The 15122-nt window shown below is 68.2% G+C and carries 10 protein-coding genes; 3 read left to right on the top strand and 7 right to left on the bottom strand.

Features of this window, described 5'->3' with window-relative positions; translation table 11 throughout:
* Positions 1 to 60: 60 nt before the first annotated feature.
* Both AKJ13_RS17065 and AKJ13_RS17060 read right to left on the bottom strand, forming a co-directional pair.
* Entirely contained in the window at positions 61 to 3210 is a 3150-nt protein-coding gene (locus AKJ13_RS17065) for a CusA/CzcA family heavy metal efflux RND transporter (RefSeq protein WP_050734425.1), read from the bottom strand.
* 15 nt (positions 3211 to 3225) lie between these two features.
* A complete protein-coding gene (locus AKJ13_RS17060; RefSeq protein WP_050734424.1) occupies positions 3226 to 4539 on the bottom strand; it encodes an efflux RND transporter periplasmic adaptor subunit in 1314 nt (437 codons plus the stop codon).
* A 296-nt stretch (positions 4540 to 4835) separates the two neighbouring features.
* Between AKJ13_RS17060 and AKJ13_RS17055 the strand changes: the two genes are divergently transcribed.
* From AKJ13_RS17055 to AKJ13_RS17045, 3 genes are all read left to right on the top strand, one after another.
* Positions 4836 to 5837, top strand: a complete 1002-nt coding sequence (locus tag AKJ13_RS17055) for a GTP-binding protein (RefSeq protein ID WP_007559616.1) — start codon at positions 4836 to 4838, stop codon at positions 5835 to 5837.
* A 102-nt stretch (positions 5838 to 5939) separates the two neighbouring features.
* Complete coding sequence (locus AKJ13_RS17050; RefSeq protein WP_050734423.1) at positions 5940 to 7214, top strand: O-antigen ligase family protein; 1275 nt, start codon at positions 5940 to 5942, stop codon at positions 7212 to 7214.
* 98 nt (positions 7215 to 7312) lie between these two features.
* The gene (locus AKJ13_RS17045; protein WP_050734422.1) at positions 7313 to 10639 is read left to right on the top strand and encodes a GAF domain-containing hybrid sensor histidine kinase/response regulator; all 3327 of its coding nucleotides are present in this window, start codon (positions 7313 to 7315) and stop codon (positions 10637 to 10639) included.
* Between the two features lie 7 nt (positions 10640 to 10646).
* Here AKJ13_RS17045 and AKJ13_RS17040 read toward each other — a convergent pair whose 3' ends face one another.
* From AKJ13_RS17040 to AKJ13_RS17020, 5 genes are all read right to left on the bottom strand, one after another.
* A complete protein-coding gene (locus tag AKJ13_RS17040) occupies positions 10647 to 10952 on the bottom strand; it encodes a hypothetical protein (RefSeq protein ID WP_050734421.1) in 306 nt (101 codons plus the stop codon).
* Entirely contained in the window at positions 10949 to 11260 is a 312-nt protein-coding gene (locus AKJ13_RS17035) for an EthD family reductase (RefSeq protein WP_050734420.1), read from the bottom strand. Before AKJ13_RS17035 ends, AKJ13_RS17040 begins: the two co-directional genes overlap by 4 nt.
* A 154-nt stretch (positions 11261 to 11414) precedes the next feature.
* Complete coding sequence (locus AKJ13_RS17030) at positions 11415 to 12746, bottom strand: NAD(P)/FAD-dependent oxidoreductase (RefSeq protein ID WP_050734419.1); 1332 nt, start codon at positions 12744 to 12746, stop codon at positions 11415 to 11417.
* Positions 12747 to 12890: 144 nt separating this feature from the next.
* On the bottom strand, positions 12891 to 13538 hold the full coding sequence (maiA, locus tag AKJ13_RS17025) for a maleylacetoacetate isomerase (RefSeq protein WP_050734418.1): 648 nt from the start codon (positions 13536 to 13538) through the stop codon (positions 12891 to 12893).
* A 159-nt stretch (positions 13539 to 13697) separates the two neighbouring features.
* Complete coding sequence (locus AKJ13_RS17020) at positions 13698 to 14609, bottom strand: aspartate/glutamate racemase family protein (RefSeq protein ID WP_082316996.1); 912 nt, start codon at positions 14607 to 14609, stop codon at positions 13698 to 13700.
* Between the last annotated feature and the right edge of the window lie 513 nt (positions 14610 to 15122).

The raw sequence follows: 15122 nt of genomic DNA, 5'->3' as shown, positions 1-15122 counted from the left end.
CGCCGCGCTGTGGCGCCCCGGCTACGTGACGATTCCCGGCCCGCACCGCTCTCATCCGGCTCATGCCGCGACCCGATGCTCGGTCCGGGCCCGGGCATTCGGGTTCGGGTGCCGCCGCGAGAACAGCGAGATCAGCACCGGCACGACCACCAGGATCAGGTTGGGCGCCAGGATGATGCCCCCGACCACCACCAGGGCCAGGGGCTTCTGCACCTGCGAGCCGATGCCCGTGGACACCGCCGCCGGCAGCAGGCCGACGCAAGCGGCCACGCAGGTCATCATCACCGGGCGCATGCGCACGACCGCGGCGTTCCACACCGCCTCCTTGCGCTGCCAGCCCTCGTCGAGGAGCTGGTTGTAGTAGGCGAGCAGGATCACGCCTTCCATGGTCGAGATGCCGAACAGCGCGATGAAGCCGATCGCCGCCGAGATCGAGAATGGCGTGCCGGTGAACGACAGCGCGAAGATGCCGCCGATCATCGCCATCGGGATCACCGACAGGGTAAGCAGCATGTCCGCCAGGGAGGAGAAGTTGATGAACAGCAGGAGCGCGATCAGCAGCAGGGTGACCGGCACGACCAGGCTGAGCCGGGTCGCGGCGTCCTTGAGGTTGGTGAACTGGCCGACCCACTCCATCCGGTAGCCCGGGGGCAGGTCCACCGCCTCGGCGACCTTGCGCTGGGCCTCGATCACGGCGCTGCCGAGGTCGCGCCCGCGCACCGAGAACTTCACCGGGATGTAGCGTTCCTGGTCCTCGCGGTAGATGAACGAGGCGCCCGAGACGAGATCCACGTCGGCGATCTCGGAGAGCGGCACCTGGATCACGCCGCCATTGGGATTCTGGGCACCCACCGCGATGTTGCGGATGCCGGCCAGCGACGAGCGGTACTCCTTGGCCAGCCGCACCCGCATGGAGAAGTGGCGGTCCGAGCCGTATTCGTAGAGGTCGCCGGCGGTCTGGCCGCCGATCGCCGCCTGGATCGTGGTGTTCACGTCGCCGATCGACAGGCCGTAGCGGGCCGCCTTGTGGCGGTCGACGTCGATCCGCACGGTCGGCTGACCCAGCGATTCGAACACCGCCAGGTCGGTGATGCCGGGCACCGTGGCCAGCGCCGCCTTGGCCGCGTTGGCGGTCTTGGTGAGCTGGGCGAGGTCGCTGCCGTAGATCTTGACCGAGTTCTCGCCCTTCACGCCCGAGGCCGCCTCCTGGACGTTGTCCTCGATATACTGCGAGAAGTTGAACTCGATCCCGGGAAACTCCACTTCCAGTTTCTTGCTCAGGTCGTGGATCAGCGTGTCCTTGTCGAGGCCCTTGCGCCACTCGTCGATCGGCTTGAGGGGGGCCAGGATCTCGACGTTGAAGAAGCCGGTGGCGTCGGTGCCGTCGTTGGGCCGGCCCTGGTGCGAGATCACCGTGACGACCTCCGGGACCTCTTGGAAGATCTTGCGCAGGCGCTGGACATAGGCGTTGCCCGCCTCCAGCGAGATCGAGGACGGCATGGTGCCGCGCACGTAGAGGTTGCCCTCTTCGAGGCGGGGCAGGAATTCGAGGCCGAGATTCCGGGCTGCCAGCCCCGAGGCCAGCAGCACCACCAGCATCACCGACAGCGCGAGCACCCGGTTCTTCAGGCCGAAGGCCAGGACGCGCTCGTGCCCGGCGCGCAGGACCCGCACGATCAGGGTGTCCCGCTCCTCGAGCTTCTTCGGCAGGATCAGCGCCGACAAAGCCGGCGAGACCGTGAAGGTCGCGAGCAGGCCGCCGACCAGCGCGTAGGCGTAGGTCTTGGCCATCGGCCCGAAGATGTGGCCCTCGACGCCGCTCATCGTGAACAGTGGCAGGAAGCCGACGATGATGATGATCGCCGAGAAGAAGATCGCCCGGTTCACCTCGACGCCCGCGATGGCGATGGTGCCGAGCCGGCCCTCGAGCCCCCCGGGGGCTTGCTGGCCCTCGGTATGCTCGGGCTCGGCGAGGTGGCGGAACACGTTCTCGACCATGATCACCGTGGCGTCGACGATCAGGCCGAAATCGATCGCGCCGAGCGACAGCAGGTTGGCCGAATCGCCCCGTACCACCAGGATCAGGATCGCGAAGCCGAGGGCGAACGGGATCGTGGCCGCCACGATGATCGCGCTGGTGAGCGAGCCGAGGAACAGCCACTGCACGATGAACACCAGCACCACCCCGAAGACGAGGTTGTGCATCACCGTGTGGGTCGTGGTGTGGATCAGGCCCGACCGGTCGTAGATCCGCTCGATCTTCACGTCCGGCGGCAGGATCGTCGAGTTGTTGATCTTGTCGATCTCGGCCTCGACGCGCTGCAGCGTCGGCAGGCTCTGGCCGCCGCGGCTCATCAGCACGATGCCCTCGACCACGTCCGACTGGTCGTCGTGCCCGACGATGCCGAGCCGCGGGGCGTTCGACACGCGCACCTCGGCCACGTCGCGCACCAGCACCGGGGTGCCGTTGACGAGGCTGATCATCGTGTCCTTGATGTCGTCCATGTCGCGGATCAGGCCGATGCCGCGCACCACCGCGGATTGCTGGCCGACATTCAGGGTCTGGCCGCCAACGTTGATCGAGGCGTTGTTCAGCGCCGTGGTCAGCTGGACCAGGGTCAGGCCCTGGGCCTGGAGGCGGTTCAGGTCGACCGCGACCTCGTATTCCTTCGCCTTGCCGCCGAAGGCGGTCACGTCGGTGACGCCCGGGATCGCCTTGAACCGGCGCTGCAGCACCCAGTCCTGCAGGGTCTTCATGTCCATGGGCGAGTAGCCCGCCGGGCCGACCAGCTTGTAGCGCATGATCTCGCCCACCGGGCTCGTCGGCGAGATCTGCGGGGTGGCGCCGTTGGGCAGGCTCGGCGCCTGCGACAGGCGGTTGAGCACCCGCTGCAGCGCCTGGTCGTACGTGTACTCGTAGTTGAACTGAACCTTCACGTCGGACAGGCCGAACAGCGAGATCGTGCGCACCACCTGGGCGTTGGGGATGCCGGCCAGCGCCACCTCCAGGGGGATGGTGATGTAGCGCTCGATCTCGTCGGCGGATTGCCCCGGGTTCTGGGTGATCACGTCGACCAGCGGGGGCACCGGGTCGGGATAGGCCTCAATGTTGAGCTGCGTGTAGGCGCCGTAGCCGATGCCGAGCATCACCACGAACAGCAGCACGACCAGCACGCGCTGGCGCAGCGAGAAGACGATCAGGCTGTTCATCGCCCGGGATCCCGCTCAGGACGCCTTGTCGCCGGTGGCGGCCCGGTCGATGAACAGGGCCCCCCGGGTCACGATCTGCTCACCCGCGTGCAGGCCGTCGACGACCTGCGCGTTGTCGCCGTTGATCACGCCGAGCTTGATGTCGCGCGCCTCCACGGCGCCGTCCTGGCGGGCCACCCAGACATGGGTGCGGTCGCCCTCGTACACGATCGCGGCCAGCGGCACGCTCGGGCTGGGCTCGCCCTTGCCGGTGATGATCGTGTAGGTGGCGAACATCTCCGGGCGCAGGACGCGGTCGGGATTGTCGACCTCGCTGCGCACGGCGAGGCGCCGCGTGGCGGGGTCGAGGCTCGCGGCCATGTAGTTCACCCGGGCCTTGAACACCCGCGCGCCGAAGCCCGCCACCTTCGCCTCGACCTCCTGGCCGATGCGGATCTTCGGGATCTCGCTCTCGCGCACGTTGGCCACGAGCCACACCGTGGACAGGTCGCCGATCACGAAGACCGGGTCGCTCGAGGCCGAGAGGAACTGCCCGGTGCCGACCTTGCGCTGGACGATCGTGCCGGCGATCGGCGCCCGGATCTGAGTCTCCGGGCTCAGCCGGCCGTTCTTCTCGTAGGCGGCGATCTCCGCATCGGTCTTGCCCAGGAGCCGCAGGCGGTTCCGCACGGCGTCGAGGGCGGCCTCGGCGGTCTTGAGATCGCTCTGGGCGGCGATGACGTCGTTCTGCGCCGATTGGTAATCCTTCAGCGCCACCGCGTGAGCCTGGAACAACTCCTGCTGGCGCGCCGCGATGGTCTGGTCGAGCTTCAGCAGCGCCTGCTGCTTCTGGAGGTTGTTCAGGGCGGCCTGGTAGTCGTTCTGCGCCTGGACCATGTCGGTGGCCTCGAGCGTCAGCAGCACGTCGCCCGCCTTCACGTCGTCGCCCGCCCGGGCCAGGACCTTGGTCACCCGGCCGGCATAGGGCGAGACCACCGGCACGTTGTCGTCGTCGTTGAGGGCGATGCGGCCTTCTGCGGAGCCCTCCGGGCGGAACACCTGCGTCGCCACCGGCAGGATCTCGAAGGCGGCGCGCTGCTCCTTGGTCGGGCGGAACACCCGCTCGACCGCGCCGGCCTTCTCGGCCTCGATCCCCGCGTCGGGCTTGCTCGATCCGAACAGCGCGGCGGCGATTCCCGAGGCGGACTCGCGGGCGCGGTCCGAGACCGCGAGCGCCAGGCCACCCGCAGCCACGAGCAGCACCAGGACGATCAGGAGCAGCGGCGGGCGGCGCCTGTGCGTGGACGCGGCGAACGCCTCGTCCTGTTCCAGCGGGTTGCGGGCGTCCATGTGGTCGGTCTTCTGGGTCCGGGCGAAGGACCGTGATGGCTGACGAGGGCATGCTTCGGCCCGGACCCCGGCCGTTTCACGGTGATCGGAGTCGCTTGTCGAGGCGTGCCGTCCGGGCGGAGGGCCCAGACTGCACCACGTGCCTAGAGCAAAGCTTGGCTGATCCGCAATCGATCGGGGGGCCAAGTCGCGAAACCGTGTGGCTCCATCTTCCTTCGCCGGGATTTGTTACAATATGACAACGCTCGCGGGCCGCTCGCCCGACCCATCCCGCAGATCCGATCGAAGAATCCGCTATGACCGACATGAGTTCAGCTTCCGCCCCATCGGGTTCGACCGCCGGCAAGATTCCGGTGACCGTGCTCACCGGCTATCTTGGTGCCGGCAAGACCACGCTGCTCAACCGGATCCTCACGGAAAATCATGGCAAGCGCTATGCCGTGATCGTCAATGAGTTCGGCGAAATCGGTATCGACAACGATCTCGTCGTCGGCGCGGACGAAGAAGTGTTCGAGATGAACAACGGTTGCGTCTGCTGCACCGTGCGCGGCGACCTGATCCGGATCATGGACGGGTTGGTGAAGCGCCGGGGCAAGTTCGACGCGATCATCGTCGAGACCACGGGCTTGGCCGACCCGGCTCCCGTCGCCCAGACCTTCTTCGTCGACCAGGATGTCGGCGACGCCGCCCGCCTCGACGCCGTGGTGACGGTCGCCGACGCCAAGTGGCTGTCCGACCGCCTGAAGGATGCCCCCGAGGCCAAGAACCAGATCGCCTTCGCGGACGTGATCCTGCTCAACAAGAGCGACCTTGTCTCGCCGGAGGACCTCGACCGGGTCGAGGCCGAGATCCGCGGCATCAACCCGCTGGCCAAGCTCCACCGCACCCAGAACTGCGCGGTGCCCCTGGAGGCCGTCCTCGAGCGCAACGCCTTCGACCTCGATCGCATCCTGGAGGTGGAGCCCGATTTCCTGGAGGAGGGCCACCATCACCATCACGATTCCGAGATTCAGTCGGTCTCGGCTCGGATCGACGGCGAGGTCGATCCGGAGAAGTTCATGCCCTGGATCTCGAACCTGACCCAGGTTCAGGGGCCCGACATCCTGCGCTGCAAGGGCATCGTCGCCTTCCCGAACGAGCCGAAGCGCTTCGTCTTCCAGGGCGTGCACATGATCCTCGACGGCGACGTCCAGGGGGATTGGCGCCCGGACGAGCCCCGGGTGTCCCGGGTGGTCTTCATCGGGCGCAACCTCGATCCGGTGGCGATCCGCGAGGGGTTCGAGAGCTGCCGCGTCTGACCCCCTGAGGACGGGGCGTCGCGAAGCCCATTCTCAACCATTGGATGTCATGGATAGCGGTCATGCGGGCCAGCGTAACCGGCCCGCGGAGTCCGCGTATCCATGGCTCACACCGCAGCGCCCGGAATCCCGATCCCGTCGGGATTCGCCGCCGGGATCCCGCTCATCGGCGTCGTCCGGGGGCTGGCCAAGGCGCTGTTTGCGGCCTTCATCTTCTTCGCCTGCTTCGCATTCTCGGAAACCTCGCCCTACGACGCGGTAGCGATCCCGACGATCCTGCTGTGGCTCTGTCTCGGCGTGCGCCTGCACCGGGGGGCGGTGCCGCTGCTGGCGCTCCTGCTGCTCTACCTGGTGGCGATCGTCACCGCCCTGTTCCCGTACATGAACGAGGAATTCCCGGTCACCTGGACGATCCAGCTGATCTACCTCGTGGTCACGTGCGTGTTCTTCGCGATGTTCTTTTCGGACGACACGCATGCCCGGATGGAGCTGGCGCTCAAGGCCTACACGGTGAGCTGCGTGTTCTCGGCCGCGCTCGGCATCGTCGGCTACCTGCAATGGCTCGGGATCGAGGACCTGTTCTACAAGTACGACCGGGCCTCGGGCACCTTTCAGGACCCGAACGTGTTCGGCTCGTTCCTGACGCTCGGCGCCCTCTACCTAATGCACGGGCTGCTCACCGGCAGCGCGCGGCGCCCGCTGGTGGCGCTGGCCGGCCTGTTGATCATCATGGCCGGGATCTTCCTGTCGTTCTCGCGCGGATCCTGGGGCGGCAGCGTCGTGGCCGTGCTGCTGATGGTCGGCTCCGTCTATGCCGGCACCGGCTCGATCCGCCTGCGCCGCCGGATCGTTCTCCTGACGCTGGCCACTCTGGTGCTCGGCGCGATCGCGGTGATCGGGCTCCTCTCCGTCGAGCACGTGCACAAGATGTTCGAGACCCGGGCTTCCCTGGCCCAGGATTACGACCAGGGCGAGACCGGCCGCTTCGGCAACCAGGTCCGCGGCCTGGCGATGCTGCTGGAGCGCCCGTTCGGCATGGGGCCGATGCATTGGCGGCTCGTCTTCGGGCTGGAGCCGCACAATTCCTATCTCGGCTCCTTCGCCAATGGCGGCTGGCTCGGCGGCGCGGTGTTCATCGGTCTCGTGCTGGCCACGAGCTTCGTCGGATTCCGCCTGCTGGTGCGGCCCTCGCCGTTCCGGGCGCATGCCCAGATCGTCTGGCCGGCGCTGCTGATGTTCTTCCTGCAGGCGTTCCAGATCGACATCGAGAAGTGGCGCCACGTCTACATGATGCTCGGCATGGTCTGGGCGCTGGAGGCCGCCCGGCTGCGCATGTTCGGATCGGCGCCTTCGGGGGGGCGCGTCAGGGCAACGTGATCGTGCGCGACCCAGGGCCCGCTTGAAACGTGGCCGCACTCGCGGCATCGCTCCTGCGAGGACGCTGGCGGACGGCGTATCCGTTCCCGGAGACGGCAGTGAGAGTACATCCGGACGATGAGGCGGCGCGGCTTGCGACCCTGGATGCCCTCGGCATCGTCGGCACGCCCCCCGAGCCGCATTTCGACGCCGTGTGCCGCACCGCCCGCCGCCTGTTCGGCGTGCGCAGCGCCTTCGTGGGCTTTATCGACGACACCCAGCTCTGGCTGAAGACTCCCTGCATCGACGTCCCGACGTCGAGCCCCCGGGAACTCGGCCTGTGCGACCACACGATCCGCAGCGATGCCATGCTGGTCGTGCCCGACACCCGGCTCGATGCCCGCTTCCGGGACCTGCCCGGGGTCGCCGCGCCCGATGGGTTCCGGTTCTACGCCGGCATTCCCCTGAGCCTGACGCCGGGGATCCGGATCGGCACCTTCTGCCTGATTGACCCGGAGCCCCGTGACGGGCTCTCGGAATCCGACGCGGACGCGTTCCGCGATCTCGCCGAGATCGTGATCGCCCATCTGCGGCTGACCGAGGCCAACGCGAAGCGCAGCCACGAGATCGCGCAGGCGGCAGTCCGCGAGGCCCTGATCCGGGAGCAGCATCGCGAGATCAACGCCCGGGCGGAGGCCCAGGCGGCGGCCAACCACCAGCTCACCATGGCCGAGCAACTCGCCAGCGTCGGCAACTGGCGCGTGGACTTCGCCGACGGGCAACCGGTCTGGTCCGAGAGCCTCTACGCGATCGCCGGCCGCGATCCCGGCGGACCGGCGCCCTCGCAGGCCGCCTTCACGGAGATCTATCACCCGGACGACCGGGAGCGGCTCGAGGGGATCGTCGCGGACGCGGTGGCCCGCGGCGCAAGCTTCGATTTCGAGACGCGGTTGCTGCGGCCCGACGGCGAGATTCGCGACGTGGTCGTGCGCGGCCTATGCCGCGGGGAGGGCTCGGTGACCGGCCTCATCGGCGTGCTCATCGACGTGACCGAGCAGCGCCGCGCCGAGGACGAGGTCCGCCGCAGCGAGCTGCGCTATCGCGGCCTCGCCGAGACCCTGCCGCTCCTGATCTGGACCATGCGGGTCGGCGACGGGCAGGCGACCTACGCCAACGCTCAGTTCTACGCCTATTACGGGCCGATCGGGCTGGACCGGGCCCAGCGCCTCGCCCGCAACCACCCGGAGGATGCCGCCGCCATGGAGGCGGCTTGGCAGGAGGCGATCGAGACCGGGATCGGCTATAGCGGCCAGTGGCGGATCCGGCGGCATGACGGTGCCTATCGGTGGCACAAGATCTCGCTGATCCCAATCTATCTCGATCCCGAAGACGGCGCCGTGGTGGAGTGGCTTGGCACCGCGCTCGACGTCGACGACATCGTCACAGCCCGGCTCGCCGTCGAGGAGGCGCGCGGGCTCCTGGGCATCGCCCTGGACGCGGCCGATGCCGGCACCTGGGACTGGGACATGCGCACGGGGTTCGCCACCCTGAGCCTCGAGAGCGCGCGGATGCACGGGCTGCCCGATACCGGCCGGTCGCACACCATGTCGGCGGCGGCCTGGACGGCGCTCCTGAATCCCGAGGATGCCGGCGACGTCTGGAACGAGATCCGGCGGGCGGTGGAAACCTCGTGCCCCTTCGTCGCCGAGTTCCGGGTGGGCGAGCGCTGGATCTACGCACGCGGGCGCACGCAGTTCGGCCCCGAGGGCCAGCCGCAGCGCATGGTCGGCCTCCATCTCGACATCACCGAGCGCAAGGCCGCGGAGGCCGCCCTGCGGGAGGCTACCCGCGACGCCGAAGCCGCACGGGCCGAGGCGGAGCGGGCGAGCGCGGCCAAGAGCGAGTTCCTGGCCGCGATGAGCCACGAGATCCGCACGCCGCTCAACGGCATTCTGGGCTACGCCGACCTGCTGCTGGACGAGAGCGCGATCCAGGACGAGGACCGGCGGCGCCTGGAGCTGATCCACAGCTCGGGGGCGGCGCTCCTCACCGTAGTCAACGACATCCTCGACTTCTCCAAGATCGAGGCCGGCGAGCTGACCCTCGACCCGGTCAGCTTCCCGCTGGTCCAGATCGTTGACGACACGGTGTCGATCGTGCGCGGCAGCGCGCTCCGGAGCGGGTTGCGGATCGAGGCACAGATCGACCCGGCGCTCCCGGGCGTCGTCGTCGGCGATCCGGGCCGCCTGCGGCAGGTCCTGCTCAACCTGCTCAACAACGCCGTGAAGTTCACCCCCGAAGGCTCGGTCACCCTCACGGTGCAGCGGGAGGGCGAGGGCCTCGCGCCCGATGGCGGCCCGGGCGACGTCGTCCGCTTCACCGTGACCGACACCGGCATCGGCATCGCCCCGGCCCAGCAGGAGCGCCTGTTCAAGCGCTTCAGCCAGGTCGACGGCTCGATCAGCCGGCGCTTCGGCGGCACCGGTCTCGGTCTCGCGATCTCCCGGCACCTCGTCACGCTCATGGGCGGCGAGATCGGCATGGAGAGCCGGGAAGGCGAGGGCTCGACCTTCTGGTTCCGCCTGGTCCTGCCGCGAAGCGCCGAGGCGGCGGTTACGCTCCGTCTTGCCGGGACGGCGGCCGCATCCGCGCCGCCGGCCAAGACGTCCCGGGTGCTTCCGGCCCGGGCACCGCTGCGTTTGCTCCTCGTCGAGGACGTACCGCTCAACCAGGAACTCGCCTGCGCCGTGCTCGAATCACAGGGCTACAGCGTGGAGGTGACCGGCGACGGCGGCGCGGCGATCACGGCCGTGGCCCTGTCGGTGGCCGAGGGGCGGCCCTACGACCTCGTGCTGATGGACGTGCAGATGCCCGGTGTCGACGGGCTCACCGCCACGCGCCGGATCCGCGCCCTGGCGCCGCCGGCCTGCGACGTCCCGATCGTGGCGATGACCGCCAACGTCCTGCCGGCTCAGGTCGCGGAGCTGCGCGAGGCCGGGATGGATGACCATGTCGGCAAGCCGTTCCGCCGGGCCGACCTGTTCGCCACGATCAGCCGCTGGACCGCTCCCGGGGCCCGCCGACCGGCACGGCAGGAGGCAACACGGCCCCGGGTGCCGGTCGATCCCGCGGTGCTCGACGCCGGTGTGCTCAGCGACATGGAGATGAGCTTCGGTACGGACCAGGTCGGCGCGCTGCTGGATCTTTTGGCCAACGAGCTGTCCGAGCGGTTCCGGCCGAGCGAGACCGACCGCCTTCAGATCGCCCACGATGCCCACGCCATGGTGGCGGCGGCCGGGCTGCTGGGCTTCGTCGGCCTGTCGAGCCTGTGCCGCGAGGTCGAGGCCGCCGCCCATGCGGGCGCCGACCTCATGCCGCTGATCCGGCGCCTGGAGGTGCAGCGGGCCACGGCCCTCCGGGCCATCCGCCAGCTGCGGGCCGCCTGAGCCGAGCCTACGGCTCCTCCGCCTCCGGCAGCGGATCACCGGTCCAGGTCGTCGCGAAGGCGGCGAGCTGGCGGGCATCCGCGAAGGCCGCGACGGTCACGTCCCGCTCGGCCGGCATCGCTCCCGGGTAAGGGGCGAGCAGGACCCGCACTCGGGCGAGGCGGCCGCCGGGGGCGTTCGCCTCGATCCAGGCCTGCGCGTCGGGGGTCAGGCGATCCGGACCGTCGAGGGCCCGGGCATCGGCGCGCAGCACGACCACGTAGGTGCCGAGGCTCGGATCGGCCTGCTGCACCGCCTTGACGATGTCGATCACGGGCTCTCCGCGAAGTCGTTGAGCTGCACCTGGGCCTGGGCCGTGGTGAAGTTCGGGATGTCGGCGAAGATCTCCTCGCCATGGGCGGCAACGGCCTTCTTGAACGCGTCGGCCGATTCGAAGGTCAGCAGCGCCATCACTTGGAACGGGGCTGCGCCGCCGTCCGGGGTTCCGGAACCCTTGACGACCTTCGCGTCGTGGAGACCCAGGGCCGACCAGCGCTCGCGCACCAGCGGCATGTGGTGGCCGAGATAGTAGCCCATGTCGAAATTCGGGCCGGCCGGATACATCACGCTGACCAGGATCATGCGGTCATCCTCCCTGTTGCGGCCCCCGTATCGCCGGGGCGCCGGTAAAACCATAGGGCACCATCCCGAAAGGCAATCGCTGATTCTCGGAAAGAGATGATGCCTGCTTCAACACTCAGACCATCGTCCCGGATATCGGATCCGGGACAGTGCTTCAGTGCAGCTTCACCCGCGATTCGGTGCGGCGGGTGAGCGCCCGGGCCATGGCGTCGAGCGCCGTCTTGACGGTGCCGTGGAGCGCCCGCTCGTGCATCTTGTAGAGCGAGCGGTACATCATCCGGGCGAACAACCCGGCGATGAGCATGTTCTTGCCCCGGACGAAGCCCATCAGGCTGCCCACCGTCGAGTACTCGCCGAGCGACACGAGCGACCCGAAATCCTTGTACTTGAACGGCTTCAAGGGCTTGCCGTCGATCTTGGCCTGGATCTGGCCGATCAGGTGGCTGGCCTGCTGGTGGGCGGCCTGGGCCCTGGGCGGCACGGGCCGGTCCGATCCGGCCTCGACCAGATAGGCGCAGTCGCCCATCGCGAAGATATCGGGATCGCGGGTGGTCTGCAGGGTCGGGGCGACCACCAGCTGGTTGGTCCGCGTCGTCTCCAGGCCGCCGATGCCCTGCAGGAAGGGCGGCGCCTTCACGCCGGCCGCCCAAACCACCAGCTCCGACGGGATGAAGGTGCCGTCGGCGAGCTGCACGCCGTCGGCGCGCACCTCGGTCACCCGCGCCTTCACGCGAACGTCGACCCCGATCTTGTTCAGGAGCTGCATCACCTCCACCGAGAGGCGCTGCGGCACCGCCGGTAGGATCCGGTCGGCCGCCTCGACGAGGGTGATGCGGATGTCCTTGCTCGGGTCGATCCGGTCCAGCCCGGTGGCGACCACGTGGCGGAAGGTCCGGTGCAACTCGGCGGCGAGTTCCGTGCCGGTAGCGCCGGCGCCGATCACCGTGACGTGGAGCTGGCCGGGACGGACCGGCCCATCCTGCGTGTGGGCCCGCAGGGACGCGTTGACCAGGCGCTGGTGGAACCGCACCGCCTGGTCCTGGGTGTCGAGCGCGATGGCATGCTCGGCGACGCCGGGCGTCCCGAAATCGTTGGTGGTCGAGCCCACCGCCATCACGAGGGTGTCGTAGGGGACCGAGCGCTCCGGCGTGACCTCGCGCCCCTCGGGGTCGTGACTCGCGGCGAGCCGGATCGTGCGGGCCTCGCGGTCGAGCCCGGTCATGCTGCCGATACGGTAGCGGAACCCGTGCATGTGGGCGTGGTGCAGGTAATCGACGGCGTGGTGGCCGATATCGAGGCTGCCCGCCGCCACCTCGTGCAGCAGCGGCTTCCAGATATGCGTGCGGGCGCGGTCGACCAGGGTGATATGCGCGCGCTTGCCGCGCCCGAGCTTGTCGCCGAGCTTCGTCACCAACTGAAGCCCCGCGGCACCGCCGCCGACCACGACGACGCGATGCAGGCCGGACTCGTTCTCGACGGGTACCATCGACACCCTTTCTCCCCCACGGGCCTGGATTGACGCCCCGGCCGGATTAAACGCCTCGGACGCCCGATTGCCATATCTGCCTGCCAAGAGCACGCCCGATCGAGCGGGCCGGATCCGTGCAGGTGTGGGATCCGGGCCCGCGCCTCAGACCCCGGGGGCGCCGGGCTGGCGCAGGGGATGCGCCTCGGCGACCTCCGGCAGGGCGAGGCAGGCCTCGGCGATCCGGGCGACCGTCGGGTAGGCCGCCGTTTCGACCCCGAAGATCCCGGTCCCGACCCAGAGGCTGACGAGGCAGAGGTCGGCGTGGCTCACCGCGTCGCCCTGGCAGAAGCGGCCGGTCCCCGGCTCGGTGGCGAGCCGGGTCTCAAGGGTCTTCAGGCCGGTCTCGAAGGCGTTGCGAAGGAAGGCCAGCATCCGGTCCCGGGGCAGCCCGTATTCCTCCATCAGGAAGGTGCGCACCCGTGGCACGTAAAGAGGATGCGTGTCGCAGGCGACGACCTGCGCGAGCGAGCGTGCCCGGGCGCGGGCTCGCGGCTCCTCGGGCAGCAGGCATACGCCGTCCTGCGTCTCCTCCAGATAGTCGAGGATCGCCAGGGATTGGGTCAGCGGCGGACCGTCGCCGTCGTACAGCGCCGGCACCGCGCCCTGCGGGTTGATCGTGCGGAATTCCGGCTTGTGCTGGTCGCCGGCATCGAGGTCGATGAAGGTCTCCTCGTAGGCGATGCCCTTCAGTTTCAGAGCGATCCGGACCCGGAAGGCCGCGGCCGAGCGCCAATTGCCGTACATGTGCATGGGAGGAGTTCCGGATTGCGGTGTCTTCGGCACCGATACGCACGAAGACACCGCAATCCGGCGCCGTCGGCAAGTCGAGGCGTCTGCAGATTTCCGCCTCGGTCCACGGGCCGGGAACCGCACGGGTGGACGTCATGTCCCGGGGGTCGTCACCCGGCGCTACGAGTTGCGCGTCTGCTGTCCGACGGAGACCAAGGCGGCCGCGGCTGACAATCGTCCGGCTTTGCGCTTGCGTTTCCGGGGAAGATCGCGGGGCTGGAGCGCTTCGAACGAAATCTTCGACGTGTCCTTGGAAGTCTCGTCGATGGATGCCACCGACGCGCGCCTGGCCTCATCGTGGGGCGACATATCGGGCTGCAGGATGTCGCGGCCGGCGACACACCATCGCGCGGCGGCCGCGGCATGGATTTCGGCCGTGTGCAGCACCGGCACCGGATCGGGCTTGTTGAAGGCCAGGGCGATTTCCGGCGAGGCCACGATGATCCCGTCAACGCCCTGCGCCTCGAACTGGGACATGATCTGGTGGTAGGTCTCGACTTCGAGCAATGTGCTCTCGCCGTTGTAGATGCGATTGCAGACCGAGTAGTCGATATTGACCCAGAGATTCTGGCTCGGAAGCACCACATCCAGATAGCAGGACCGCTGTCTGAGATCCTGGTAATACGGCCCGCTCATGGTCGCCGAGGTGCCGACCAAGCCGACTTTTCTCAGGGACAGGCGCCGGATCTCATCGGCCAGCGCGTCGTGAACCGGGATCACGGGCACGCCGAAATGGATCGGTTCCCCCGCAAGCGCGCAGTGAAGTGTGTCGCTGGCGATCATCAGGGCATCGACGCCTTCGAGGAGCAGGTTCGCGGCGGCCTCCTTGATCTGATCGACGATCAACGGCCAGCCGTCTTTCGAAAGCAGATGAATGATCGTGTCCGGGTCGAGGCTCCAGGTCACGAGGTCCGCAGCGACACGGTTGCCGGTTAGGCTCAAGACGTGACGGTTGATCATTTGATGGCGCTCGATCGTCGAACGCCGACTCAGGCCGCCGAGAACTCCCAGCCGTCTTGATGTCGTCGTCATCTCGCGCCCTCCTGCTTGGCGTCGTGGGTGTTCTTTCGGCCGAGATGAAACATTTGGGCCCGGGAACCTGTGCAAGCATCGGCCGATCCGTGTCGGGCCGGTGGCGAAACCTGCGAATTCCTGCGCGCGTATCAGGCGCGAATAGAGCAAAGACCCATGTCTGGAACGGCATCGTTCCAGGCTCGATATCGTCGAGTGGCGAGGCGAAGGTCAGAACACGATTCGCGCGCGAAACTCCATGAGGGGGTCGTTGGTTCGAGGCCGGAATACGGTCTCGATTCGTCGTCGGCACGCGGAAGACTGCTCTGTGCCAGTCTCCATCGAGCGGGGACTCGTCCCGACACCGTCGGCCAACCGAGAGTGGTCTGAGTCGCGGGAAAAATCAAAGATTTTGTGGCTGCCTGTTTCCAATATCATATTGTTGGGGCGATGATTTGACATAGCGGTGCGGCATGCCACTTGGATAGAGCGGGCCTGATGGATTCAGTCTTGTCTGCGGTTTTATGGGATAGG

The organism is Methylobacterium sp. ARG-1, assembly GCF_001262595.1.
In the GTDB taxonomy this organism is placed as follows: domain Bacteria; phylum Pseudomonadota; class Alphaproteobacteria; order Rhizobiales; family Beijerinckiaceae; genus Methylobacterium; species Methylobacterium brachiatum.
Note: the sequence above shows the minus strand (reverse complement) of the source record. Positions and strands in the feature narration are given on the sequence as shown.

What these genes read in the sequence shown, in the direction of transcription:
- AKJ13_RS17065 (WP_050734425.1), bottom strand. Translation starts at nt 3,210, where the DNA reads ATGAACAGCCTGATCGTCTTCTCGCTGCGCCAGCGCGTGCTGGTCGTG.
- AKJ13_RS17060 (WP_050734424.1), bottom strand. Translation starts at nt 4,539, where the DNA reads ATGGACGCCCGCAACCCGCTGGAACAGGACGAGGCGTTCGCCGCGTCC.
- AKJ13_RS17055 (WP_007559616.1), top strand. Translation starts at nt 4,836, where the DNA reads ATGACCGACATGAGTTCAGCTTCCGCCCCATCGGGTTCGACCGCCGGC.
- AKJ13_RS17050 (WP_050734423.1), top strand. Translation starts at nt 5,940, where the DNA reads ATGGCTCACACCGCAGCGCCCGGAATCCCGATCCCGTCGGGATTCGCC.
- AKJ13_RS17035 (WP_050734420.1), bottom strand. Translation starts at nt 11,260, where the DNA reads ATGATCCTGGTCAGCGTGATGTATCCGGCCGGCCCGAATTTCGACATG.
- AKJ13_RS17030 (WP_050734419.1), bottom strand. Translation starts at nt 12,746, where the DNA reads ATGGTACCCGTCGAGAACGAGTCCGGCCTGCATCGCGTCGTCGTGGTC.
- maiA (WP_050734418.1), bottom strand. Translation starts at nt 13,538, where the DNA reads ATGCACATGTACGGCAATTGGCGCTCGGCCGCGGCCTTCCGGGTCCGG.
- AKJ13_RS17020 (WP_082316996.1), bottom strand. Translation starts at nt 14,609, where the DNA reads ATGACGACGACATCAAGACGGCTGGGAGTTCTCGGCGGCCTGAGTCGG.